This is a genomic window from Synechococcus sp. SynAce01 (genome assembly GCF_001885215.1).
Taxonomy (GTDB): domain Bacteria; phylum Cyanobacteriota; class Cyanobacteriia; order PCC-6307; family Cyanobiaceae; genus Regnicoccus; species Regnicoccus frigidus.
The window spans coordinates 208,806-228,237 of sequence record NZ_CP018091.1; the positions used below are offsets into that span (position 1 = coordinate 208,806).

The window sequence follows — 19,432 nt, forward strand, 5'->3', positions numbered from 1 at the left end:
GAGGGCAGAAGCCCACCCCAGAAGGCTAGAAAAAAGGAGAATGGTTGTCCACCGGACCTGGCGGCAACCAGGGAAATGAGTCAAAACTGGGCCCATGGCATTGGAAAAAACCAACAGAGGTACTGTCGTTGCAGTTCGGGAGAGCGTTGTTGATGTGCATTTTCCTCAACAACTTCCGTCACTATTGAATCGATTGGATGCTGGAGAAGATGGCCATGTCGTGATTGAAGTAGTCAGCCATCTCAGCACCGAGGTCGTGCGGTGCATCGCCTTGACCACGGCCTCAGGGCTGGCGAGGGGCTCACTTGTTATCGACACTGGTCATTCGTTAAGGGTTCCAGTCGGCAAACAACTGCTGGGACGCATGTTAAATGTATTCGGGGAGGCTATCGATCAGGGTGATCGAATCGAGGGCGTGGCCCGGCGATCCATTCACCAATCCACCGTTCCATTAGTCGAACTATCGACCCATCCGGAAATTCTGGAAACGGGCATCAAGATAATCGATATCCTGACTCCAGTGGAACGTGGTGGCAAGGCGGGGCTATTCGGTGGGGCCGGAGTGGGGAAGACAGTGCTGATCATGGAAATGATCCACAACATGGTGCGTCACCATCAAGGGATTAGCCTGTTTTGCGGAATCGGAGAAAGAAGTAGAGAGGGAGAAGATCTTTATCGCGCCATGCAAAACGCGGAGCTTCTGGACAAGACCGTGATGGTCTTCGGTCAGATGAGCAAGCCGCCGGGTGCCCGTTACAGGGTAGGCCACGCAGCTCTAACGATGGCTGAATACTTTCGTGATGACGCTCACCAAGATGTGCTGCTGCTAATAGATAATATTTATCGTTTCATTCAGGCAGGCCAGGAAGTCTCTGGTTTAATGGGGGAACTGCCATCCAAGGTCGGCTACCAACCGGCCTTGGCCTCTGAGCTGGCGGCGCTTGAGGAACGGATCTCCAGCACCTCCTCGGGGGCGATCACCTCGATTCAGGCTGTGTATGTTCCAGCTGACGACTTCACAGACCCCGCAGCCGTACATACGTTCGGTCACCTCTCCTCCACAATTCTGCTATCACGTAAGCGGGCCAGCCAGGGCTTCTATCCTGCTGTTGATAGCCTTGGCTCGAATTCCAAAATGCTGATGAGTGGCATCGCCGGCCAGCGCCACTATTCCATCGCGCTTGCCGTTAGAGAAGCTCTGGCAACCTACGAAGAACTGAAAGATCTCATTGCGATGCTGGGGATCGAGGAGTTGTCTTCCTATGATCGCAAGTTAGTAAACCGGGCTCGGCGACTGGAAAAGTTTCTCACACAACCTTTCTTCACTACCGAGCAATTCACCGGCAAACCCGGTCGACATGTGAAACTTATCGACGCTCTGGAGGGATGTGAACGGATCCTCAACGATGATTTCGCTCAAGTTCCCGAATCCGCGCTCTACATGATTGGTACCATTGACGAGGCTGTGGCCTGATGGAGTTGCAGGTGCTGGCGCCCTTTGAGGAGATCCTTCGGGCCGATGTCGTTAAGGTGCTGGCGGAGAGCCAAAGCGGATACTTCGCTCTGCTTCCGCATCATGCCGATCTGGTGAGCACCCTGGTCCCAGGGATTCTTTCATATGAATACTTAGATGGTCGCGATGGATTCGTGGCAGTGGACGAGGGACTTCTGCTCAAGAGAGGGAGTCAGTTGATGGTCACAGTTCGTCAAGGCGTGGCAGGAGGATCCCTGGAGACGTTGCAAAAGACAGTGGTGGAAAAGTTTCAGGCCCTTGATGTGCGGGAAGAGCAGGCTCGTGCCGTACTGGCGAGACTAGAAGCCAGCTTTGTGCATGGCCTGGCGGGGCTGGGAGAGTGGGGATGAGACCGACTAGCGGCAAGAGTTTCCGACCCCGGCAAAAGCCACCATCGCTTGCCTCTCAAGTGCGGTATAAGGCCGAAAGTCGGCTTCGCGCCAAGGCTGAGGGTGATCGGAACATCGTGATTAGGGGGCTTGGTCTATCTGGAATGGTGGGCTGGTCTGTAACCCTGCCGGCACTGCTTGGTCTTGCGCTGGGGATGTGGATTGACAGGCGTTTCCCCAACTCCTATTCATGGACATTAATGTTCTTAATACTCGGAATCGTGCTGGGCTGTTGGAACGCCTGGCGATGGATGCAACAGCAGCAGGACGAGCCATAATGGTCAGGTCCTTTGTCTCTGAATTCTAGCGTGGCAGCACTTCTCGCTAACGTTTCACTTCTGATAGCCCTGCTTGTCGGGTTTGTACTGGGTCTGTGCTTTTTCACCTCTCTATGGCTCACAGTGCGCCATCTACCTCGCTCCTCCAATCCGGTGCTACTGATGCTTGGAAGCGGGCTGGCAAGGGTTGCCATAGCAGTTCCTGTTTTCTATTTTGTGGCCGCAGGCCAGTGGCAACGTGTGGCTGCCGCCCTACTGGGTTTTGTACTCGCCCGCTCTCTGCTGATCCTCCGCTGGCGCCCCATCCCTTCAACAGAGCCTACTTTTCTGGATGACTAAGGCATGCAGCTAAGCCCCGATACGAACGTGATTGCAAGCTGGGGGCCTTGGACACTCAGTGCCACCATAGTCTTCACCTGGCTCACGATAGCCGTGCTGGTCGGCTTCTCCCTGTGGTTAGGGCGAGGCCTAAGCGCCGAAGGCATTCCCTCCCACGTGCAATCTATTGTTGAGACTATTGTTGAGGAAATCTGCCAACAAATTGAGGATGTTACACAGCAAGATCCAACTCTTTACCTACCCTTCGTTGGTAGCCTATTTTTATTCATTGTAACCGCCAACATTCTGACAATCATTCCCGGCTTCGAGCCGCCAACCGGTTCACTTTCGACTACCGTAGCACTTTCGATTTGTGTATTTTTTGCGGTTCCCATTTATGGCATTGGTCATTTAGGCTTGCGCCGCTACCTACTCTCCTACTTGAAGCCAACACCGCTGATGTTGCCCTTTCAGATCATCGGTGAGTTCTCTCGAACGGTTGCGCTTGCAATGCGTCTGTTTGGCAATATAATGAGCGGAAGCCTGATCACAGCTATCCTTCTGTCCATTGTGCCGTTCTTTATCCCGGCTCTGATGCAGGCGATGGGACTTGTTTTTGGAGTGATTCAGGCCTATGTCTTCGCGGTGCTTTCGTTGGTCTATATCTCATCAGCGGCTAGCATTAGTGATGAATCCCGGGGTTACTCCCCCGTCAAAAAAACTGGAGCCCCCCCATGAGTGACCTCGCCCTAATAGGCATAGCCTCCATCGCTGGAGCCGCCTTTACGATGGCCGTGGGCTCGATTGGCCCTGCCCTGGGGGAAGGCTGGGCGGTTGCACGCGCTTTGGGAGCGTTGGCCCAGCAGCCTGATAAGGCCAATGTAATTACCCGCACCCTCTTTGTTGGGCTGGCGATGGTTGAGTCAACCGCCATTTATTGCCTGGTTGTAGCGATGGTCCTGATTTTCGTTAATCCATTTTGGATTTATTTCAAAGGACTCTGACATGCTTGTTGACTGGTTTATTGTTGCGGCCCAGATTTTTAATTTTTTACTCCTTGTAGCCCTGCTTCGCTGGGTTCTCTACGATCCAATCCGCAATGTAATTCGAAAGCGTCGGGATCGAATCATGCACGACATCGAGAAAGCAAAAGAATTTCAGCAAACGGCCCAGGGGGAAATGGAGGAGCAGCAGCGCCTCCGCCGTGATCTTGAAGCGCATCATCAGCAGCTCCTCGCCGAGGCCAATGCCGACGTGCAGGCGCAGCGTAATGATCAGCTCAGTCGCATGCGCAATGAGCTGGATGAGCTACGCCATCGCAGTTATCTGTCGCTCAAAGAAGAGAAGGAGGCCTGCCTCCTGACTGTGAGTCAGCGAGTCCTTCAGGAGAGTCAGTCCATTGCACGCAAGGCGCTAAAGGATCTAGCCAACGCCAATCTTGAGCATCAGATTGTGGATGTGTTTCTCGATAGGCTGAAGCATCTTGAGCCCTTCGAGCGAAATTCAATTCAGGTAAAGGATGGGAAAAGTAATGGACCTATCACGGTCCGTACCTCATTCCCCCTTTCAGCGGAACTCCGTCAGGCTCTGATTGATCAGTTGCTTGCGTCTCTCGCTTGCAACGGATGTGTAACATTCATCGATGATCCCCTGTTCCCCATTGGCATCCAGCTTGGGATTGAAGGGAAAGCGATCCGCTGGACGCTGGATCACTACCTTAGCGATCTCGATCAACATCTAACCAAGGCCCTCCTTCCGAACAGCGGCTCCCTTCATGACTCAGCGACAACATCAGCTTGAAGCTGCTTTGCTCGGGGCGCTGGATTCGCTGAGTCGTTCCGTCGCCGTGTTCTGCCCGGCCCTTTCCGTACAGGAGATTGGCGTCACCCTTTCTGTACGAGGTGGAATTGCTCAAGTGAGTGGACTTCCTAATGTGCGATCTGATGAACTCGTCAGTTTCTCTTGCCAGGATGAGCGATCAGGCACGTCATCCCTTCTTGGAATCGCCTTCAATCTCGACCCTGAGGAAGTAGGAGTGGTCCTGCTGGGGGACGGTCGTCATCTCAGTGCCGGGGATCCGGTCGTTCGAACAGGCCGGGTCGTGGAGGTGCCGGTTGGTGAGGGTCTGCTGGGCCGCACGATCACGGCCTTAGGTGAACCACTTGACGGATTGGGAGCCGTCGAATTCAGCGCGATGCGCCCAATCGAACGCGAAGGTCCGGCGATCCTGGAGCGGGCGGCAGTAACGGTGCCACTTCAGACCGGCTGGAAAGTTGTTGATGCACTGATTCCGATCGGCCGAGGCCAGAGGGAGCTCATCATCGGAGATCGTCAGACAGGAAAGACTCTGCTGGCTATTGATACGATACTCAATCAGAAAGGCAAGGACGTTATATGCATTTACTGCGCGATGGGACAGCGTTCAGCCTCCATCGCGAACGTGATTGCGACCCTCTCAAAATATGGCGCAATGGAGTATAGCATCGTAATTGTTGCCTCGGGACAGGATTCACCAGGGCTGCGCTATGTTACACCTTATGCCGCTACCACGATGGCAGAATACTTTATGGAGAAGGGGCGTGATGTGCTGATTGTTTATGATGATCTCACCCACCACGCACGCACGTATCGGGAGATCTCCCTTCTGCTGCGGCGAACCCCGGGACGTGAAGCTTATCCTGGGGATATCTTCTATCTGCATTCGCGCTTACTGGAGCGGGCTACTCACCTTTCAACCGCCCTGGGCGGGGGATCTCTTACTGCGCTGCCAATCATCGAAACCCAGGCACAGAATATCTCAGCTTACGTCCCAACCAATCTAATTTCTATTACCGACGGGCAAATATATCTCTCTTCTGAACTGTTCCAAATGGGAATCTTCCCAGCTGTGGACGTTGGTAAATCGGTCTCCCGAGTCGGCTCAAAAACCCAGCTCGCCTCCCTTCGGGAGATTAGTCCTGGCCTGCGCTTAGCCTATGCCCAGTATCAGGAGATACAACTCTTCACTCGTTTTGGAACCCAACTTGATTCCAGTACCCGTGAAATCTTGCAGCGAGGGCACCAGATCCGGGATGTGCTCCGGCAGGGGCTGCACAACCCCTTGTCAGTGTCTGACCAAGTTGCCATGTTGTTTGGGACGGATGCGGGGCTCTTTGACGAGCTGCCGAAGATGAGTCTGCAACAAAAGGAAGCGAGTATTCTGAGCCATGTGCGTCAGGAGCTCGATGCCCTTTGCCAGAGGATTGATGCCGGCGAGCCCCTCACGGCAGACGATCGTGAGGCACTCTGCGTGACGATTGGCTCCGCCATTGGCGGAGCCTCAAAGCCATAAAAGCATGCAGACGCTTGAGGAGTTGCGAGCAATGATTCGCACGACAACAGAGCTTCAGTCGGTGGTACGAACAATGAAGGCACTGGCTATGGCGGGTACGCGACAGTCTCAGTTGGCGCGGGAATCACTCGTCGCCTATACCGCTAATGTGGAGCAGGCCCTGCAGGCTGTGCTGCGGTTGCAGCGCTTTGACGCCGGCCCTTCTTCTCTGACTTCTTTATTGCCTTCTGTCTCCTCCACTGGGGATGTGGGAGTGATTCTTTATGGATCTAGCCACGGACTTTGTGGTCCGTTCAACGAACAGATCGTGACCTTCACTGTTGAGGAACTACGGCGCCTTGGCATCGCCGACCAGCGATGCAGGATGGCGGTGGTTGGAGACCGCCTCTCCACCCTGCTGGATGGTGGCCCCCTACCGATTGAGGCACGTTTTTCACTGCCCAGTTCGCTGGAGGCGGCTTCAGCACTGCTTCAGGAACTCCTCCCGTTGATCGAAGGCTGGCGATTCCCTGATTCAACCGCTGGGGCAATGAAGGCAGGTCCCGAATGGGCCGATATGGAGCATTCGAGCACCTGTGTCGTACGGATCTTGCTTGTGTACCAGAGTTATCTTGCTGCGACGACCCATCAGCCCACGGTGCGGCAGCTCCTGCCCCTTAATCCCTCTTGGCTGGCGAATCTGCAATGGCGTGAGTGGGAATCGTGCGGTGAGCCGATGAGCAACCAGCCGCTGCCCGGCCTTTTCGCAGACATCGTGCAGGAGTATCTCCACCTCTCCCTATTCCGGGCCGCGGTTGAATCGTTGGCCAGCGAGAATGCTGCTCGACTCGCAGCCATGCACGCTGCGGGAGAACACATCGAGGAGCGCCTCTATGACTTGAATGCTATGCACCGACAGCAGCGGCAGAATGCGATCACCGGTGAACTCCTCGACATCGTTTCTGGTTTCGAAGCTCTTCGGCAGAGAGAGTGAACCGATTTGTGCCAGTGGAATAAAGTTTTCGCTATTGCTTCTTGATTTCAGTAACCACGGATAGGACGAGTTCTCGTTCATGCGTTTCCCGCTTTGCAGAAGATGACACCCCTCTCATCCACAACTCAAGGGCCCTGATGCGAGACATTTGATGAAACAGATCAAGGCGTCGTTGTACGAGATGGGCTAGCCGAAGGTTTCTACGAAGCAGTTGGCTGATGCCCGCCAATCACCTAGGGGCTCTTGTTGAAGGGGGCTGTTCAATGTATTGCCGTTGCTAGCGACTTGGAATCAACTAACATTTGCATGCCCATCGGCTGGTTGACAAGATTGGCTATCACAAGACATTTGACCTTGAACAAGAAAAAGATATTACCTGGTGCGTCACTGAGAGTCTCAAAGTTTCCTTGCCCTTTAGCAATAATTAGATCGGCAGTCTCAAATCTGTCGCGAAGATCTTGATTGCATTCCGTCAGGATGGTTCCTGGAGCGTCTGAACCATTGTCCATAACCTCAACAATTTGATCAAGCCCCACCGTTCGCGCATCCGCAAGCGTGGCATCATTCAGGACTGGCGCACCGCGCACAACAAAAGTAAGCCGGATCGGAAGAAGTTGTTCAACCAGAAGTCGATCAAAGGCAATTTCACCGGCATTATCAGATAAATACTAGATGGATTGAGCTTGGGTGATCGCCTGACGAAACCTCTCCTGCTCTCCAGAGAATGGGTCTGTCAGAGCTTGGTTCAAAGTTTGCCGCACATCTGCCTCTGTCAAGCTGCTATTACTGCCCATATCGATGACATTTCCAGCGATCGCCAGACGAGTTGCCATGAACAAGGGATCGCTGGCAGCTTCAACCTCAGCGCGGAACATCGGGATCAACTCCATCGCAACGCGATTTTGCCAGTCCTTCGTTGCACGGTAAGGGTCAGCGACCCCCGTAATTTCGCGCAACCGTCGATGGATGCGTTGCGCCATTGCTGGAGGTGATTGATTGAGGTCCATGTCTCCAGCCCAGCTCAGCGCATCACGTAGAATGCGCTCATGAACTAACGGATTTGTGGACACCAACCTGGCTGCATCCAAAGATTGACGCAAGAGACAGGGAATGCAATCTAACGAAGTCTTCACGATGGTTGCTCAATTCGATTGCAAGCTACGCGCTCTTCTGAAATCACTCCGGCCGAACGGTGCAGCTACCACTCAGCTGCACCGTTCGATCAGGCACTCAGCAGCTTTTGAACGATGGCGATGGCTGTGAAGGCCTGCCAGTCGAATAGCAGCAGCACTACCCCATTGATCGACACGTGCAGAACGCGCGCCCAGTTTTTGCCCTTCTGAAGCGATGACCCCAGGAAGGCTGTGGCGATCACCAGCACGGCCACACCCAGCCCAACGAAGAGGTGGGGGCCAATGATCAGCTTGCCATTTTTAAGGAAGGTGACGGCCATTCCAGCAGCAGCCCCCAGCAGCGTGACGCCCAGGATCACCGTACCCAATTGGGCATGACGCTGGCCGTATTGCAAGGGAATCATTGCCTTGCGTTCCTCGGCGCTCAGCTTGCGGATCAAGCTGGCCATGTAGCCGAGATAGCCCGAATAGAGCATCAAGCCAAGCAGCGGCATCTCTACAAGTTTGGCCAGGATGTTGGCCGCAGAATCGGCAGCGATCCTGGAGATCCAGCCCTGCAGGGCCGCGGTGTTAGGGCGCCAACCGCTCGATGCACCAGGCAACATCCGCACCAGCAGCTGAGCCCGCCTGATCCCCGGCGGGCCGATAGCGAAAGCGATCGTGCAGGCGGTTCTGTCGCCCCTGCCAGAACTCGAACTCGAATGGCAGCACGCGCAGGCCACCCCAGGCCGGCGGCAGTGGCACCTCACCACCGGCAAAGCGGCGTTTCATGGCTTCCAATTGGCTTTCGAGGATCGAGCGCGAGCCGATCACGGTGCTCTGCTGCGACACCCAAGCCCCCAGCCGGCTTCCGAACGGACGCGAGAGGAAATAGCTGAGTGATTCGGCTGCGCTGATCCGCTCGGCCCGGCCCAGGATCGCCACCTGGCGCTCCAACCCATACCAGGGAAAGAGCAGGCTCACCTCCGGGTGGGCAGCGATCTCGTTGGCCTTGCGGCTCTCGTAGTGCGTGAAGAAGACGAAGCCCCGCGCGTCAAAGGCCTTGAGCAACACGGTGCGGGCGCTGGGGCGGCAGCCATCGCTGCTGCCGAGCACCATGGCGTTGGGCTCGTTCAGCTCTGAGGCCACGGCCTGATCGAACCAGCGGCGGAATTGCGTCACCGGATCGGCCGCCAGATCGGCCCGCCGCAAGGCCGCGCTGCGGTAGTCGCGACGCAGCTGGGCGGGATCAATGGGGGCGGCGGGTGGCATGGGCGGTTAGGCAGGGCCCCATCCAACAGGGCCGCAGCCTTCAGCCTGACGCGTTGCCACCGGGGCTTGCGCCAGGATCAAAGCCATGGCCGAACCTGCGCTGACCCTTCTGTACGACGGGGCCTGTCCCCTCTGCCGCCGCGAGGTGGACACCTTGCAGGGGCGCGATCGCGGCCGGGGCCTGATTCGTTTTGTCGACATTGATGCGCCGGATTACGATCCCGCTGCCCATGGCGGCATCAGCTACCGCGAGGCGATGGGAAGCATGCGCGGCCTCGGCGCCGATGGCCGCGTGATCAAGGATGTGGCCGTGTTCCGAGAGGCCTACCGCTTGGTGGGACTGGGCTGGCTGTATGCCCCCACCGCCTGGCCCGTGATCGGCCCGTTGGTGGATGCGCTCTATGGCGTCTGGGCCAGCTGGCGCCTACGGCTGACTGGCCGGGGCGACCTGGAAATGCTCTGCCGGGGAAGGGGAGCGAGCGGATGACCCAAAAGCTGGCCCATAGCGAGCGCTACACCGCCGCCCTCAGCTGGGCCACCCAGCTGCACCGCTTCCAAACCCGCAAGGGCAAAACCGTGCCCTACATCTCCCACCTGATCGCCGTGAGCGGCCTGGTCTGGGAAGACGGCGGCAGCGAAAACGAGGCGATCGCCGCCCTGCTGCACGATGCCATCGAGGACGCAGGCCAGACCTACGACAGCATCGCGGCCGCCTTCGGGGTGGAGGTGGCCGGCATCGTGCGCGACTGCACCGACACCAGCGAGGGCCTCAGCGGCGACAACAAGGAGCCCTGGCTGCTGCGCAAAACGCGCTATCTGGCTTCCCTTGAGCGCAAACCCGAGAGCTCGCTACGGGTGACGGCAGCCGACAAGGCCCACAACGCCCGCGACATGGTGCTCGACGCCCGCCGCGATCCAAACAGCTGGGATCGCTTCAAGGCCGGCCTCGACGGCAGCGCCTGGTATTTGCTGCGGATGCACCAGACCCTCAGCCACCGCCTGCCCGGCAGCCGCTCCAGCGAGCTGCTGGGAAGATCCGTGCGGGAGATCCTCGCCAGCGAGGCCTACCTACGGCTGACGCCCACCGGCATCGCCCCGGCGGTGTGGGCGGCGGGCTACGCGGAGCGATCGATGGGGCAGTTGCAGGGCTGAGGCTGGCCCTGGCTTGATCGAGGCAGCGCAGCAGGATCACCTGAAGAGAGAGGTTGGACGTATTCCCCACCCGAAGCCAAGGTTTCTGACCGAGAACGCCTCGATGTCGGGGAAGCGACTACTGATCCAAGGGGAGAGCGACTTCCCGTGCCGCGTAACGAAGAGCTGCTGGTAGATCCTCCGCTTCAAGATCGGGGAGCTCAGCGAGGATCTGTTCGCTGCTGAGCCCGGCGGCATAGAGATCGAGCACATCACTCACCCGGATGCGCATACCCCGGATGCATGGCTTGCCACCACACAACGCCACGGCCACCTCCGGATCGCAGCCTTCTCCGCGACGACCCATCGGTAAGCGATGAACCGCTGGCCTAACCCTCAAAACTGCCCCACCTCAGGCAGACTCCCTGCAGCGCCGCCCAACCCGCTCCATCCATGGCCGATCAGGAGCACCTGGACGACTTCCTCGAAGCCCTGGAAAAGGCCGGCAGCCCCGTCAAAAACCCAGCTCTGCGCCAAGCCCTTGGCTGGGAGGAGCCCCTCTACGAGGATGTGAAGGCGGCACTGGTGGCCAAGGGAATCGTCACCCGCGGCCGAGGTCGCAGCGACAGCGTGTCCCTGGCCGGCGCCGAGCCCGTGGTGCAGCAGGCCGCCCCCGCCAAGGCCACCCGCAAGGGCAAAACCTCCAGCAACGGCACCGCCAACCTTGGCTTCGAGGCCAAGCTCTGGCTTACGGCCGACAAGCTGCGCAACAACATGGACGCGGCCGAATACAAGCACGTGGTGCTCGGCCTGATCTTCCTCAAATACATCTCAGACAGCTTCGAAGAGCATCGCGTCAAGCTGCTCGCCGGCGTTGGCGACTACGAGGGCGCCAACCCGGAAGACCCCGACGAATACAAGGCCGAAAACGTGTTCTGGGTGCCGGCCGAGGCCCGCTGGAGCCAGCTGCAGGCCCATGCCAAACAGGCCACGATCGGCAAGCTCGTGGACGACGCCATGGTGGCGATCGAGCGCGACAACCCACGCCTCAAGGGGGTGCTGCCGAAGGATTACGCCAGAGCTGGCCTCGACAAGCAGCGCCTGGGGGAACTGATCGATGTGATCGCCACGATCGAACTCACCGCCGCCAGCGAAGGCGAGGGCTTGTCTGCGAAGAGCCATCGCTCCGTGGATCTGCTGGGCCGGGTGTACGAATACTTCCTCACCCGCTTTGCCTCAGCCGAGGGCAAGAACGGCGGCCAGTTCTACACGCCCAGTTGTGTGGTGCGCTGCCTGGTGGAGATGCTGGAGCCCTACAAGGGCCGCATCTACGACCCCTGCTGCGGCTCGGGCGGCATGTTCGTGCAGAGCGAGAAGTTCGTGGAAAGCCACGGCGGCCGGCTGGGCGACATTTCCATCTACGGCCAGGAGAGCAACGCCACCACCCGCCGGCTGGCAGTGATGAACCTGGCCCTGCGCGGCATCGAGGCCGACTTCGGCCCCGAGCATGCCGACAGCTTCCGCCGCGACATTCATCCCGATCTGCGGGCGGATTACGTGATCGCCAATCCGCCCTTCAACGACTCCGACTGGTTCCGCAAGGACGACGACGTGCGCTGGCAGTACGGCGTACCGCCGAAGGGCAACGCCAACTTCGCCTGGGTGCAGCACTTCATCCACCACCTGGCGCCCCGCGGCATGGCCGGCTTCGTGCTCGCCAACGGCAGCATGAGCTCCAACCAGAGCGGCGAAGGCGAGATCCGCCGCGCCCTGATCGAGGCGGATCTGGTGGACTGCATGGTGGCCCGGCCCGGCCAGCTCTTTTACAGCACCCAGATTCCGGTGTGCCTCTGGTTCCTGACGAAGAGTAAAGCTGCCGACGGCCATCGAGGCTTCCGCGATCGGCGCGGGCACACATTGTTCATCGATGCCCGCAAGCTCGGCAGCCTGATCGATCGGGTGCATCGGGAGCTGCTTGAGGCCGACCTGGAGAAGATCACCAGCACCTATCACCATTGGCGGGGAGTCAACGGCGCGGAGAGCTACGACGATGTGCCGGGGTTCTGCAAATCCGCCACCACCGCCGAGATTGCGGCCCATGGCCACGTGCTCACGCCAGGGCGGTATGTGGGGGCGGAGGAAGTGGAAGACGACGGCGAGCCGTTTGAGGTGAAGATGCCGCGGCTGGTGGCGGAGCTGGAGGCTCAGTATGCGGAGTCGGCGAAGCTGGAGCAGGCCATCAGAGCCAACCTGAGGGGGCTGGGTTATGGCGGGTAAGTGGGAAGATCTAACTCTCGGTGATTTGGGACGAGTCATTACGGGCAAGACACCACTGACTGCGATCGAAGGAAACTTCGGTGGTCAGATTCCATTCGTCACCCCATCAGACATGGACGGAAGGAAGACCATCAGCACGACCGCACGCCACCTCACTGAAATAGGCGCGGAATCAGTTAGAAGCTCAAAGATTCCCGCGGGTTCCGTTATGGTTTCGTGCATCGGCTCCGACATGGGGAAGGCCGTTATCGCTGGCCGCGATTGCATCACCAATCAGCAAATTAATTCAATCGTCGTGGACGACCGATTCAGCAGCGAGTTCATCTACTACAACCTCAGCACGCGCAAAAATGAGATTCGACACCAAGCAGCAGGCGGTTCAGCGCAACCAATTCTGAATAAAGGACATTTCTCGCAGCTTGAAATCGCGCTACCACCCCTCGCCGAGCAACAAGCCATCGCGGCGGTGCTTGGGGCGCTGGACGACAAGATCGAGTTGAACCGGCGGATGAACGCGACGCTGGAGGCGATGGCGCGGGCGCTGTTCCAGAGCTGGTTCGTGGATTTCGATCCTGTGCGAGCCACGCTGGATGGGCGGGAGCCTGTTGGGCTCGATCAAGACACTGCTGCCAGGTTCCCCGATCACTTAGAAGATTCACCGCTCGGAGACATTCCAAAGGGATGGCAAGTCAAGCGAATCAGCGAAGTTGTTGAAGAAGTCTTTGATGGCCCACACGCTACACCACCCAATGCGGAGGAAGGCCCTGTCTTCCTTGGGATCAAGAACCTTACCGGAACGGCTCTTGATCTCAGCGAAATAAGGCATATCAGTGAATCAGACTGGTTCCATTGGACGAAACGCGTAACTCCAAGGCCGCTTGATATTGTATTCAGTTATGAAGCAACACTTGGATTCTTTACCCTAATCCCCCCAGGACTGAGATGTTGCCTCGGACGCAGGCTGGCGCTGATTCGGCCAAGAACTGAGAACGGCCACGCTCACTTTTGGTTTCACCAGTTCATCGGCCCAGAATTCCAGCGATACCTTATGCAGCATTCTGTTCAGGGCGCTACCGTGGATCGAATCCCTCTGACTCAATTCCCTAACTACTTGGTACTCAATCCGCCCACAGCTTTGAAGAAAACCTTTGAGGTCCGTGTAGCTCCACTTTGGGACAAAATCCACTCCAACGCAAACCAATCCGGCACCCTTGCCAACCTGCGCAACACGTTGCTTCCGAAGCTTCTGAGCGGGGAGCTGAGGCTGGCGGGCGACGGATGGCTTGCCGAAGAAGCATCCGCCACCCTGTAATCTCATTCCATAATGCCCAGTGCAATTTATAGGATTGAGTCAGTCGGACGCCAGCTAGGGATTGGCGTTGCTGGAAGTCGCTATGTGTATTTAAGCGCAGTTGCGAAAGAGAACAGCGCGGCGGTGGCTCCTTACTGCATCCCGAACGAATTGATTTGTGGCGAACTCGGACGCTTTCTCCGCCTGCCCGTTCCTCCAGTGGGAATAGTTTCGCAGGCGAGTGGCGGGCCTCTTTTCGCTTCGCTGGACTTCAACTTAACCGGGAATACACTGCCGCCGGTGAATGTGGCGAATTGCGTGAGGGTTTTGCCGTCATTGTCAGCGGGGTTACTACTCTTTGACATTTGGATAGCGAACTGTGACCGGCATGCGGAGAACTTCTCAGTGGATTTCTACGGCATTCCATTGCAAATGAACATCTTTGACCACAGTCACGCTCTCTTAGGTGTGTAGTCCCACCACGTTGTTCAGCTGACAAGGGGGTGTGAGGTCGCCAGGGTCGGAGTGTCACCACCGTCCCAAGACCTCACACACCATGCATAGCCACCCTCTGGCCCGACTGACACCCATCAGTCGGGAACGGCTCATCCGCCGGCATCTCGATGAAGGCGTGCCACTCAAAGCCCTTGCAGCACAAGCCGGGATCAGCCTGCGTACGGCCTACAAGTGGCTCTCCAGGTTTCGAGCAGGCGGCGTAGCGGCACTGGCGGATCGACGGAGTGTTCGCCGCACCCAGCGGCGGACGCTCGATCCGCAGCAACTCCAGCAGGCTGTAGACCTGCGGCACCAGCGCTGCACGCTCCGCCGCATCGCCAGGGCTCTCTGTGCGCCCCTCTCCACCGTTGGTCGGCTCATGAAGGGCCTGGGTCTGGGACGACTGAAGAACCTTGACCCCAAACGTCTTGTTCGTCGCTACCAGTGGGAGCGCCCCGGGGACATGATCCATGTCGACATCAAACAGCTGGCCAGGTTTGAGCGGGTCGGCCACCGCATCACCGGCGACCGTCGTCAAGGCTCCTCCCGAGGTGCCGGCTACGAAAGGTGCACGTCGCGATCGACGACGCCACCCGCCTGGCCTACGTCGAAGTGCTGGCTGATGAGCAGAAGGAGACGACCGTTGGATTCCTGGCCCGTGCCGTCGGCTGGTTCTCTGAGCAGGGGATCACCTGTCGGCGGATCCTCTCAGACAACGGCCCCTCCTACCGCTCTGGAGACTGGCGAAAAGCCTGTCGCGCCTTGGATCTCAAGCCCATCCGCACCAAGCCCTACACGCCGCAGACCAACGGGAAGGCCGAACGGTTCATCAAAACCATCCTGGCGGAATGGGCTTACGTGATCGCCTACCAAACATCGGATGAACGCAACCGCTGGCTACCCCGCTATCTGGGGATCTATAACGGCAGCAGGTGCCACATGGCTCTCGGTGGCCTCACGCCTCAGCAATGCCTCCAGCGGCTGCTGATCGCTGAATGACCTGGTGAGAAAGCACACTTAGGCTACGCCGCAGGACAGGGCGAGACACGCTTGACGACGCTGCGCGACCGGCTAGGAATTTCCTGGACGACGAATAATCCAGTGGACTCTGGTCAACACCGGCATTGCTTGCTCGATGCCGTGAACGATGACTATTACTTTGATTACTGGCTCAGGAGAATCAGGGCAACGCCGGATTTCTATATCGAAGAAGTCTGCGAAGACGCCAAGCCTTACGGACTAACGGCACAAGAAGTCGCCGCTGCGATTGACTTTTTGAAGGCAAGGCGAGATAATATGAAAGATATCATCAGCAACAACCAGGCCGAGTTTTCGGCCATCCAGGCTTGGAGGCTGCCATTATGAACACGACCAAGTACCTGCTTGCAAAATACATCCCCGACTTGCACCGGTTCGAGCCGCGCAACATCGGCGTCATCGTCTGGTCGCTACTCGGCATTGAGGCGCGTTTTCTTGCAGAGTACTCTGATCGCCCGGGAGAAGTGGATGGTCGCTCCATTCCCAGCTTCGTGACTTCCGCCAGTGCCTATCGGCAATGGATTCGCTATTGGCGGGATGCAGTCGTGGGAACGAGCATGCGACCTTTGGGCGGCGGTGACGTGGTGTCGTCAAGTTCTCCGGGCTTTATTGAGGTGTTGCAACAGACGGCGCGCGGCAATTTCGTCGTGGTGGATTCAGGTTCTGTGCTTGATGACATCAGCGAGGAGGAGCTACCGGCGGTGGCGGATCAGCTTTTCGCGCAACTTATCGAGGCGAACACCGCTGAGGAACCACGCGATATTGGGTTCGACGAATTGTGTGATTCACTGATGACTCTAACTCAACTCAAGGATCATCGCAACTTCTACGATAGGTATCCTGTGAGGTGCACCGTCCGTGGCGTTGATGAGGAGTTTTTCTTCAGCCACGCCATTGCCAACGGTACGCTTGAACGAGCTTATCAACGCTTTCCGATTCCCAAACGAAAGTCTCAGATCCAGAAGAATAGGGACTCAACGGCTTGGATGCTTGAGAGCATATTGAATGCCAAACTTATTACTTCCGATCACACAGTGTTGTTGGTGAATGCGACGCCTGAGCAGCTTTCGCAAGCCGAAGTGGACAAATCGATCCGTTTACTTGGCTCCATGTCGCGGGTCGTGAATATCCTTGATGAGGCAGAGGCCTTGGCAGAGTTTGGTGCCGCTGCTCAATTGCCTGCACACTAAACAATTCCTCCATTGTTATCCCCGGCCCACATTTGGCAGTACAGGAAGCCATCCCCACCCCAGACGACGTTTTTGGCCCTATTCCCCGAATTTCGGTGCCGAGCTCCCCGAATTTGGGCTCCAGCTCCCCGAATTTGAGTGCCAGCTCCTCGAATTTGACCGAGCAGCGCGACCTTGAGGATTGCTTGGTGTCAGGCCAGCTGCCATTTCCTATGGTGGATGATCTGGCGCCGCTCTCAGAGGCTTTGCGCTCCCGTTTGGAAGCAATGGCATTAGAGCCCCGAACCAAGAGAAAGGTGGATCGCCAGGTGCTGATCGATGTCGTCCTGGACCTTTGCGAAGGACGGTTCATCACCCTCCGCTGACTGGCAGAACTGGTGAATCGGAAGCCCGACACCCTCCGGGATCAGTACCTCAAGGTGCTCGTCCGCCAGCGGGAACTGAGCCTTGCGTTCCCGAAAACGCCCAACCATGAACGGCAGGCGTACACCGCCGTCAAGGTGTCCAACCCATGACCACCACCCGCCCTTTCGCCTTGCGCTTGTTCGTGCCCTCTGGCCTGCCGGAAGGGATGCGAATCGTGGAGAGGACGAACTGGAGCGGCATCGGCTACGTGATCCCTCGCTCCCAGCTCAAGGAGTTCACCCAGAGGCCTGAGGCCGGTCGTCCTGGCGTGTACAGGTGTACATGTTGACGGCGGCCCTGAGGACGGCGGCGTCGACATCGCCTACATCGGGGAGGCGGACCCCCTCGCGTGGCGCCTGGAGCAGCACCAGGCCAAGGAGTTATGGACTACCGCCTACGCCTTCACCTTCAAGGACGGCCACCTGAACAAGGCCCACGCCCAGCGCCTGGAGACCCTGCTGATCGGCCTGGGTTCACCGTCCTCAAGGGGGCCAGGGGGCGCCGGGACTTCACCGCCAGCGCCCCCAACGCACTGATGCGCACGCGGTAGCAACTCATCCGGCAAGGCGTCCACGCCAGGCAGGACAACCAGGTGGCACTGCTCCAGGACTACGAGTTCAAGTCGCCGTCCCAGGCGGCGGCTCTATTGCTCGCCCGCAGTGCCAACGGCCGGCTTGAGTGGAAGGATGCCGCGTGGATCACCCTCAAGGAGCACCAGGAGCGAGCGGCGGCGGTCTCCGAGTTGGTTGAGACATACAGGCCCTAATTCCCGCTCAGGAACGTGCCGGTACAAACAGACGTGGCGCGAGATTGAGCTGGCGACTGCGCCGAACGAAACCGCGATCATCAAACGACGCCATCGCCTCGCAGCTGCGGCAGCTGGCATGGTGCAGGGCATCGGCGAAGTCGAGCCCATTGCCCACCCCGGCCACGGCCTGCTCCAGGGCTGGCCGGTCTTCTGCCGTGAGGCCGGGATGGGCCAGCAAGTGGTCGAACACCTGCAGCACCTTCTCCACCGGGAAGCCGTAGTAGCCACGCAGCACCCACTCCAGTTCCAGGGCCACGGTTTTGGCCAGGAACAGCGGCTGGCCGGATTCGATCAGATCGCGGGCAGCCCGGTGCTGGCGTTCCGTGGCCGCACCGGCATCGTCCTCCGCTACGAAGTAGCGGGCCAGCACATTGGTGTCCACGCCAATCACGGGCGCAGCAGGCTCGCGGGGTCAAAGTCAGCCGGCACGGCTGGCCGGCTGGTCTTCAGCAATCCGAACCCGCTCTCAGGCAGTGGCTGCTCCGGCTTCCAGGGGCGCAGCTCGATGTGATCCCCCACTAACGCGAAACGCACGCGGCTGCCCCTGGCCAGCCCGAACTGCTGACGCAACGCCTTGGGGATGGTGACCTGCCCCTTGCTGGTGATCGAGCTGGTGGCGGCATCGGCAGAGTCCATCGACACTCGCTCCTGGGCTGGGTATTACCTGGTAAGGATAGGTGTGGGACGCTCCCATGGGCATGCCTGCCTCGTTCAGCCACGAGCAGGGTCATCTGTCTTTTGGAGCTCACCCCATCGTCCGCAGGATGTCCTTCATCAGCAGCACCAGGTGCAATGGGTCGGTGGGGGAGGGCTCGAATTCCGGGATGAGATGCAGATAGAATGCTCGCGCCGATGTGCTCTCGGCATGGACGAGCAATCCCCGGCAACCAACTTCTGAGCCGATCTGTGCCGTGCGGCCGATCACATCCGCCAGCAGAGCGGCACCGAGGCCCCGACCTTCATGGTGAAGGTCAACCCCCAGGCGAGCCAGCAGGGCAACGGGCTGGGGATAGCGGCCGGCGCCCTTTTGAAGCCGCAGCGGAGCCTGCGCCGGAGTGATGCTGGCCATGCACCAGGCGTAGTAGGCCACCACATCAATGCTGCCCGCTTCGGTGACCACGAACACCCTGCTGGTGCCGCCAGGGGCATGGGCCTGGCGGGCATGCTTTCGCAACCAGATCGTCTGCTCCTCGGACCGGCATTCGAAACCGTCGAGGCGATCGGCGGAGGCCAGCAGCCGGGGCGACTTGTAGCCGGCGCTCACTCCTGAAACGGTGAGGGCCGATCCATCAGCGCACGCAGACCCTTCAGCGAACGGGCCGGCCGTTGGTTGGCGTGCTCCCAGGCGTCGAGCGCCTCGGGGTCGAGGCGGAATCCGTCGCGGTCGGCCAGCACCTGCTGGGCGGCCAGGCGGAGATGGGTGATCACGAACCGGGTGAGATCGGTGCCGGAAGCGGTGACAGCCCGATCAATCAGTTGGCGATCCTCGGCTGTGGCCCGTACTTCGATGCGTCGATTGCGGGAACGGGTGCTGGCGGGGTCCAAAGGCCTGCCTCGGTGTCCGGCAATTGTACGGCCACCAAGATCCTTGGCCCGCCTAGGCTGATGACA

At 58.6% G+C, this 19,432-nt stretch carries 26 protein-coding genes and 2 pseudogenes; 19 read left to right on the top strand and 9 right to left on the bottom strand.

The window, feature by feature from the left end; genetic code table 11:
* The first annotated feature begins 94 nt into the window (after nt 1-94).
* From atpD to BM449_RS01150, 9 genes are read left to right on the top strand one after another with little or no spacing between them, the layout of a single operon-like run.
* Nucleotides 95-1,474: a F0F1 ATP synthase subunit beta gene (gene atpD / locus BM449_RS01110; RefSeq protein WP_071799733.1), complete on the top strand. Its 1,380-nt coding sequence runs from the start codon at nt 95-97 to the stop codon at nt 1,472-1,474.
* Nucleotides 1,474-1,863 (top strand): hypothetical protein, encoded by a 390-nt coding sequence (locus tag BM449_RS01115; protein ID WP_071799734.1) that lies wholly within the window; start codon nt 1,474-1,476, stop codon nt 1,861-1,863. Before atpD ends, BM449_RS01115 begins: the two co-directional genes overlap by 1 nt.
* Nucleotides 1,860-2,180 carry an AtpZ/AtpI family protein gene (locus tag BM449_RS01120; RefSeq protein ID WP_071799735.1) on the top strand — a complete coding sequence of 107 codons (321 nt, stop codon included), beginning with the start codon at nt 1,860-1,862 and terminating at the stop codon, nt 2,178-2,180. Before BM449_RS01115 ends, BM449_RS01120 begins: the two co-directional genes overlap by 4 nt.
* Before the next feature lie 30 nt (nt 2,181-2,210).
* Entirely contained in the window at nt 2,211-2,519 is a 309-nt protein-coding gene (locus tag BM449_RS01125; RefSeq protein WP_071801825.1) for an ATP synthase subunit I, read from the top strand.
* A gap of 3 nt (nt 2,520-2,522) precedes the next feature.
* Nucleotides 2,523-3,236, top strand: coding sequence for a F0F1 ATP synthase subunit A (locus BM449_RS01130; protein WP_071799736.1), 714 nt, complete (start codon nt 2,523-2,525; stop codon nt 3,234-3,236).
* Nucleotides 3,233-3,502 (top strand): F0F1 ATP synthase subunit C, encoded by a 270-nt coding sequence (locus tag BM449_RS01135; RefSeq protein WP_071799737.1) that lies wholly within the window; start codon nt 3,233-3,235, stop codon nt 3,500-3,502. Before BM449_RS01130 ends, BM449_RS01135 begins: the two co-directional genes overlap by 4 nt.
* A gap of 1 nt (nt 3,503) precedes the next feature.
* Nucleotides 3,504-4,298, top strand: a complete 795-nt coding sequence (locus tag BM449_RS01140) for a hypothetical protein (protein WP_071799738.1) — start codon at nt 3,504-3,506, stop codon at nt 4,296-4,298.
* Nucleotides 4,273-5,829: a F0F1 ATP synthase subunit alpha gene (locus BM449_RS01145; protein WP_071799739.1), complete on the top strand. Its 1,557-nt coding sequence runs from the start codon at nt 4,273-4,275 to the stop codon at nt 5,827-5,829. The genes BM449_RS01140 and BM449_RS01145 overlap by 26 nt, the downstream gene beginning before the upstream one ends.
* A 4-nt stretch (nt 5,830-5,833) precedes the next feature.
* Nucleotides 5,834-6,802 carry a F0F1 ATP synthase subunit gamma gene (locus tag BM449_RS01150; RefSeq protein WP_071799740.1) on the top strand — a complete coding sequence of 323 codons (969 nt, stop codon included), beginning with the start codon at nt 5,834-5,836 and terminating at the stop codon, nt 6,800-6,802.
* Between the two features lie 260 nt (nt 6,803-7,062).
* On the opposite strand, the pseudogene BM449_RS15255 reads toward BM449_RS01150, so the two are convergent.
* The 3 genes and pseudogenes from BM449_RS15255 to pdxH all read right to left on the bottom strand — a co-directional run bounded on the left by BM449_RS15255 (nt 7,063) and on the right by pdxH (nt 9,186).
* A pseudogene (locus tag BM449_RS15255) lies at nt 7,063-7,935 on the bottom strand (ARMT1-like domain-containing protein).
* An 89-nt stretch (nt 7,936-8,024) separates the two neighbouring features.
* The gene (locus BM449_RS01160) at nt 8,025-8,540 is read right to left on the bottom strand and encodes a DUF4079 domain-containing protein (RefSeq protein WP_083544314.1); all 516 of its coding nucleotides are present in this window, start codon (nt 8,538-8,540) and stop codon (nt 8,025-8,027) included.
* A complete protein-coding gene (gene pdxH / locus BM449_RS01165; RefSeq protein WP_071799741.1) occupies nt 8,506-9,186 on the bottom strand; it encodes a pyridoxamine 5'-phosphate oxidase in 681 nt (226 codons plus the stop codon). The genes BM449_RS01160 and pdxH overlap by 35 nt, the downstream gene beginning before the upstream one ends.
* 85 nt (nt 9,187-9,271) lie before the next feature.
* Between pdxH and BM449_RS01170 the strand changes: the two genes are divergently transcribed.
* Entirely contained in the window at nt 9,272-9,673 is a 402-nt protein-coding gene (locus BM449_RS01170) for a DUF393 domain-containing protein (RefSeq protein WP_071799742.1), read from the top strand.
* Entirely contained in the window at nt 9,670-10,338 is a 669-nt protein-coding gene (locus BM449_RS01175; RefSeq protein ID WP_083544315.1) for an HD domain-containing protein, read from the top strand. The genes BM449_RS01170 and BM449_RS01175 overlap by 4 nt, the downstream gene beginning before the upstream one ends.
* Before the next feature lie 118 nt (nt 10,339-10,456).
* Here the strand turns inward: BM449_RS01175 and BM449_RS01180 are convergent, their stop codons facing one another.
* Nucleotides 10,457-10,684: a DUF433 domain-containing protein gene (locus tag BM449_RS01180; protein WP_071799743.1), complete on the bottom strand. Its 228-nt coding sequence runs from the start codon at nt 10,682-10,684 to the stop codon at nt 10,457-10,459.
* A gap of 86 nt (nt 10,685-10,770) precedes the next feature.
* Here BM449_RS01180 and BM449_RS01185 point away from each other — a divergent pair, with 86 nt between their 5' ends.
* The 6 genes and pseudogenes from BM449_RS01185 to BM449_RS01205 all read left to right on the top strand — a co-directional run bounded on the left by BM449_RS01185 (nt 10,771) and on the right by BM449_RS01205 (nt 16,608).
* Nucleotides 10,771-12,594, top strand: a complete 1,824-nt coding sequence (locus tag BM449_RS01185) for a class I SAM-dependent DNA methyltransferase (RefSeq protein WP_205526834.1) — start codon at nt 10,771-10,773, stop codon at nt 12,592-12,594.
* Complete coding sequence (locus tag BM449_RS01190) at nt 12,584-13,906, top strand: restriction endonuclease subunit S (RefSeq protein ID WP_071799744.1); 1,323 nt, start codon at nt 12,584-12,586, stop codon at nt 13,904-13,906. The genes BM449_RS01185 and BM449_RS01190 overlap by 11 nt, the downstream gene beginning before the upstream one ends.
* A 535-nt stretch (nt 13,907-14,441) precedes the next feature.
* Nucleotides 14,442-14,699 (top strand): annotated as a pseudogene (locus BM449_RS15260) (leucine zipper domain-containing protein); the annotation flags it as partial.
* Nucleotides 14,700-14,947: 248 nt separating this feature from the next.
* Complete coding sequence (locus BM449_RS15265) at nt 14,948-15,379, top strand: integrase core domain-containing protein (protein WP_233830899.1); 432 nt, start codon at nt 14,948-14,950, stop codon at nt 15,377-15,379.
* A 51-nt stretch (nt 15,380-15,430) separates the two neighbouring features.
* The gene (locus tag BM449_RS01200) at nt 15,431-15,745 is read left to right on the top strand and encodes a hypothetical protein (RefSeq protein ID WP_145537208.1); all 315 of its coding nucleotides are present in this window, start codon (nt 15,431-15,433) and stop codon (nt 15,743-15,745) included.
* On the top strand, nt 15,742-16,608 hold the full coding sequence (locus tag BM449_RS01205) for a hypothetical protein (RefSeq protein WP_071799746.1): 867 nt from the start codon (nt 15,742-15,744) through the stop codon (nt 16,606-16,608). The genes BM449_RS01200 and BM449_RS01205 overlap by 4 nt, the downstream gene beginning before the upstream one ends.
* A 272-nt stretch (nt 16,609-16,880) precedes the next feature.
* On the opposite strand, the gene BM449_RS01210 is transcribed toward BM449_RS01205, so the two are convergent.
* Nucleotides 16,881-17,081 (bottom strand): hypothetical protein, encoded by a 201-nt coding sequence (locus tag BM449_RS01210; protein WP_071799747.1) that lies wholly within the window; start codon nt 17,079-17,081, stop codon nt 16,881-16,883.
* 38 nt (nt 17,082-17,119) lie between these two features.
* On the opposite strand from BM449_RS01210, the gene BM449_RS01215 reads away from it, so the two are divergent.
* Complete coding sequence (locus BM449_RS01215) at nt 17,120-17,302, top strand: hypothetical protein (protein WP_071799748.1); 183 nt, start codon at nt 17,120-17,122, stop codon at nt 17,300-17,302.
* A 267-nt stretch (nt 17,303-17,569) separates the two neighbouring features.
* Nucleotides 17,570-17,779 carry a DUF4357 domain-containing protein gene (locus BM449_RS14365; protein ID WP_083544316.1) on the top strand — a complete coding sequence of 70 codons (210 nt, stop codon included), beginning with the start codon at nt 17,570-17,572 and terminating at the stop codon, nt 17,777-17,779.
* 7 nt (nt 17,780-17,786) lie between these two features.
* Here the strand turns inward: BM449_RS14365 and BM449_RS01225 are convergent, their stop codons facing one another.
* From BM449_RS01225 to BM449_RS01240, 4 genes are all read right to left on the bottom strand, one after another.
* A complete protein-coding gene (locus tag BM449_RS01225) occupies nt 17,787-18,203 on the bottom strand; it encodes a type II toxin-antitoxin system VapC family toxin (RefSeq protein ID WP_162922816.1) in 417 nt (138 codons plus the stop codon).
* A gap of 5 nt (nt 18,204-18,208) precedes the next feature.
* Entirely contained in the window at nt 18,209-18,457 is a 249-nt protein-coding gene (locus BM449_RS01230) for an AbrB/MazE/SpoVT family DNA-binding domain-containing protein (protein ID WP_071799750.1), read from the bottom strand.
* Between the two features lie 109 nt (nt 18,458-18,566).
* Entirely contained in the window at nt 18,567-19,085 is a 519-nt protein-coding gene (locus tag BM449_RS01235) for a GNAT family N-acetyltransferase (protein ID WP_071799751.1), read from the bottom strand.
* The gene (locus BM449_RS01240; protein WP_071799752.1) at nt 19,082-19,366 is read right to left on the bottom strand and encodes a DUF1778 domain-containing protein; all 285 of its coding nucleotides are present in this window, start codon (nt 19,364-19,366) and stop codon (nt 19,082-19,084) included. The genes BM449_RS01235 and BM449_RS01240 overlap by 4 nt, the downstream gene beginning before the upstream one ends.
* Nucleotides 19,367-19,432: the final 66 nt, after the last annotated feature.

What these genes read in the sequence shown, in the direction of transcription:
- atpD (WP_071799733.1), top strand. Translation starts at nt 95, where the DNA reads ATGGCATTGGAAAAAACCAACAGAGGTACTGTCGTTGCAGTTCGGGAG.
- BM449_RS01115 (WP_071799734.1), top strand. Translation starts at nt 1,474, where the DNA reads ATGGAGTTGCAGGTGCTGGCGCCCTTTGAGGAGATCCTTCGGGCCGAT.
- BM449_RS01120 (WP_071799735.1), top strand. Translation starts at nt 1,860, where the DNA reads ATGAGACCGACTAGCGGCAAGAGTTTCCGACCCCGGCAAAAGCCACCA.
- BM449_RS01130 (WP_071799736.1), top strand. Translation starts at nt 2,523, where the DNA reads ATGCAGCTAAGCCCCGATACGAACGTGATTGCAAGCTGGGGGCCTTGG.
- BM449_RS01135 (WP_071799737.1), top strand. Translation starts at nt 3,233, where the DNA reads ATGAGTGACCTCGCCCTAATAGGCATAGCCTCCATCGCTGGAGCCGCC.
- BM449_RS01140 (WP_071799738.1), top strand. Translation starts at nt 3,504, where the DNA reads ATGCTTGTTGACTGGTTTATTGTTGCGGCCCAGATTTTTAATTTTTTA.
- BM449_RS01145 (WP_071799739.1), top strand. Translation starts at nt 4,273, where the DNA reads ATGACTCAGCGACAACATCAGCTTGAAGCTGCTTTGCTCGGGGCGCTG.
- BM449_RS01150 (WP_071799740.1), top strand. Translation starts at nt 5,834, where the DNA reads ATGCAGACGCTTGAGGAGTTGCGAGCAATGATTCGCACGACAACAGAG.
- BM449_RS01160 (WP_083544314.1), bottom strand. Translation starts at nt 8,540, where the DNA reads ATGTTGCCTGGTGCATCGAGCGGTTGGCGCCCTAACACCGCGGCCCTG.
- pdxH (WP_071799741.1), bottom strand. Translation starts at nt 9,186, where the DNA reads ATGCCACCCGCCGCCCCCATTGATCCCGCCCAGCTGCGTCGCGACTAC.
- BM449_RS01170 (WP_071799742.1), top strand. Translation starts at nt 9,272, where the DNA reads ATGGCCGAACCTGCGCTGACCCTTCTGTACGACGGGGCCTGTCCCCTC.
- BM449_RS01175 (WP_083544315.1), top strand. Translation starts at nt 9,670, where the DNA reads ATGACCCAAAAGCTGGCCCATAGCGAGCGCTACACCGCCGCCCTCAGC.
- BM449_RS01180 (WP_071799743.1), bottom strand. Translation starts at nt 10,684, where the DNA reads ATGGGTCGTCGCGGAGAAGGCTGCGATCCGGAGGTGGCCGTGGCGTTG.
- BM449_RS01185 (WP_205526834.1), top strand. Translation starts at nt 10,771, where the DNA reads ATGGCCGATCAGGAGCACCTGGACGACTTCCTCGAAGCCCTGGAAAAG.
- BM449_RS01190 (WP_071799744.1), top strand. Translation starts at nt 12,584, where the DNA reads ATGGCGGGTAAGTGGGAAGATCTAACTCTCGGTGATTTGGGACGAGTC.
- BM449_RS01205 (WP_071799746.1), top strand. Translation starts at nt 15,742, where the DNA reads ATGAACACGACCAAGTACCTGCTTGCAAAATACATCCCCGACTTGCAC.
- BM449_RS01210 (WP_071799747.1), bottom strand. Translation starts at nt 17,081, where the DNA reads ATGGTTGGGCGTTTTCGGGAACGCAAGGCTCAGTTCCCGCTGGCGGAC.
- BM449_RS01215 (WP_071799748.1), top strand. Translation starts at nt 17,120, where the DNA reads ATGACCACCACCCGCCCTTTCGCCTTGCGCTTGTTCGTGCCCTCTGGC.
- BM449_RS01230 (WP_071799750.1), bottom strand. Translation starts at nt 18,457, where the DNA reads ATGGACTCTGCCGATGCCGCCACCAGCTCGATCACCAGCAAGGGGCAG.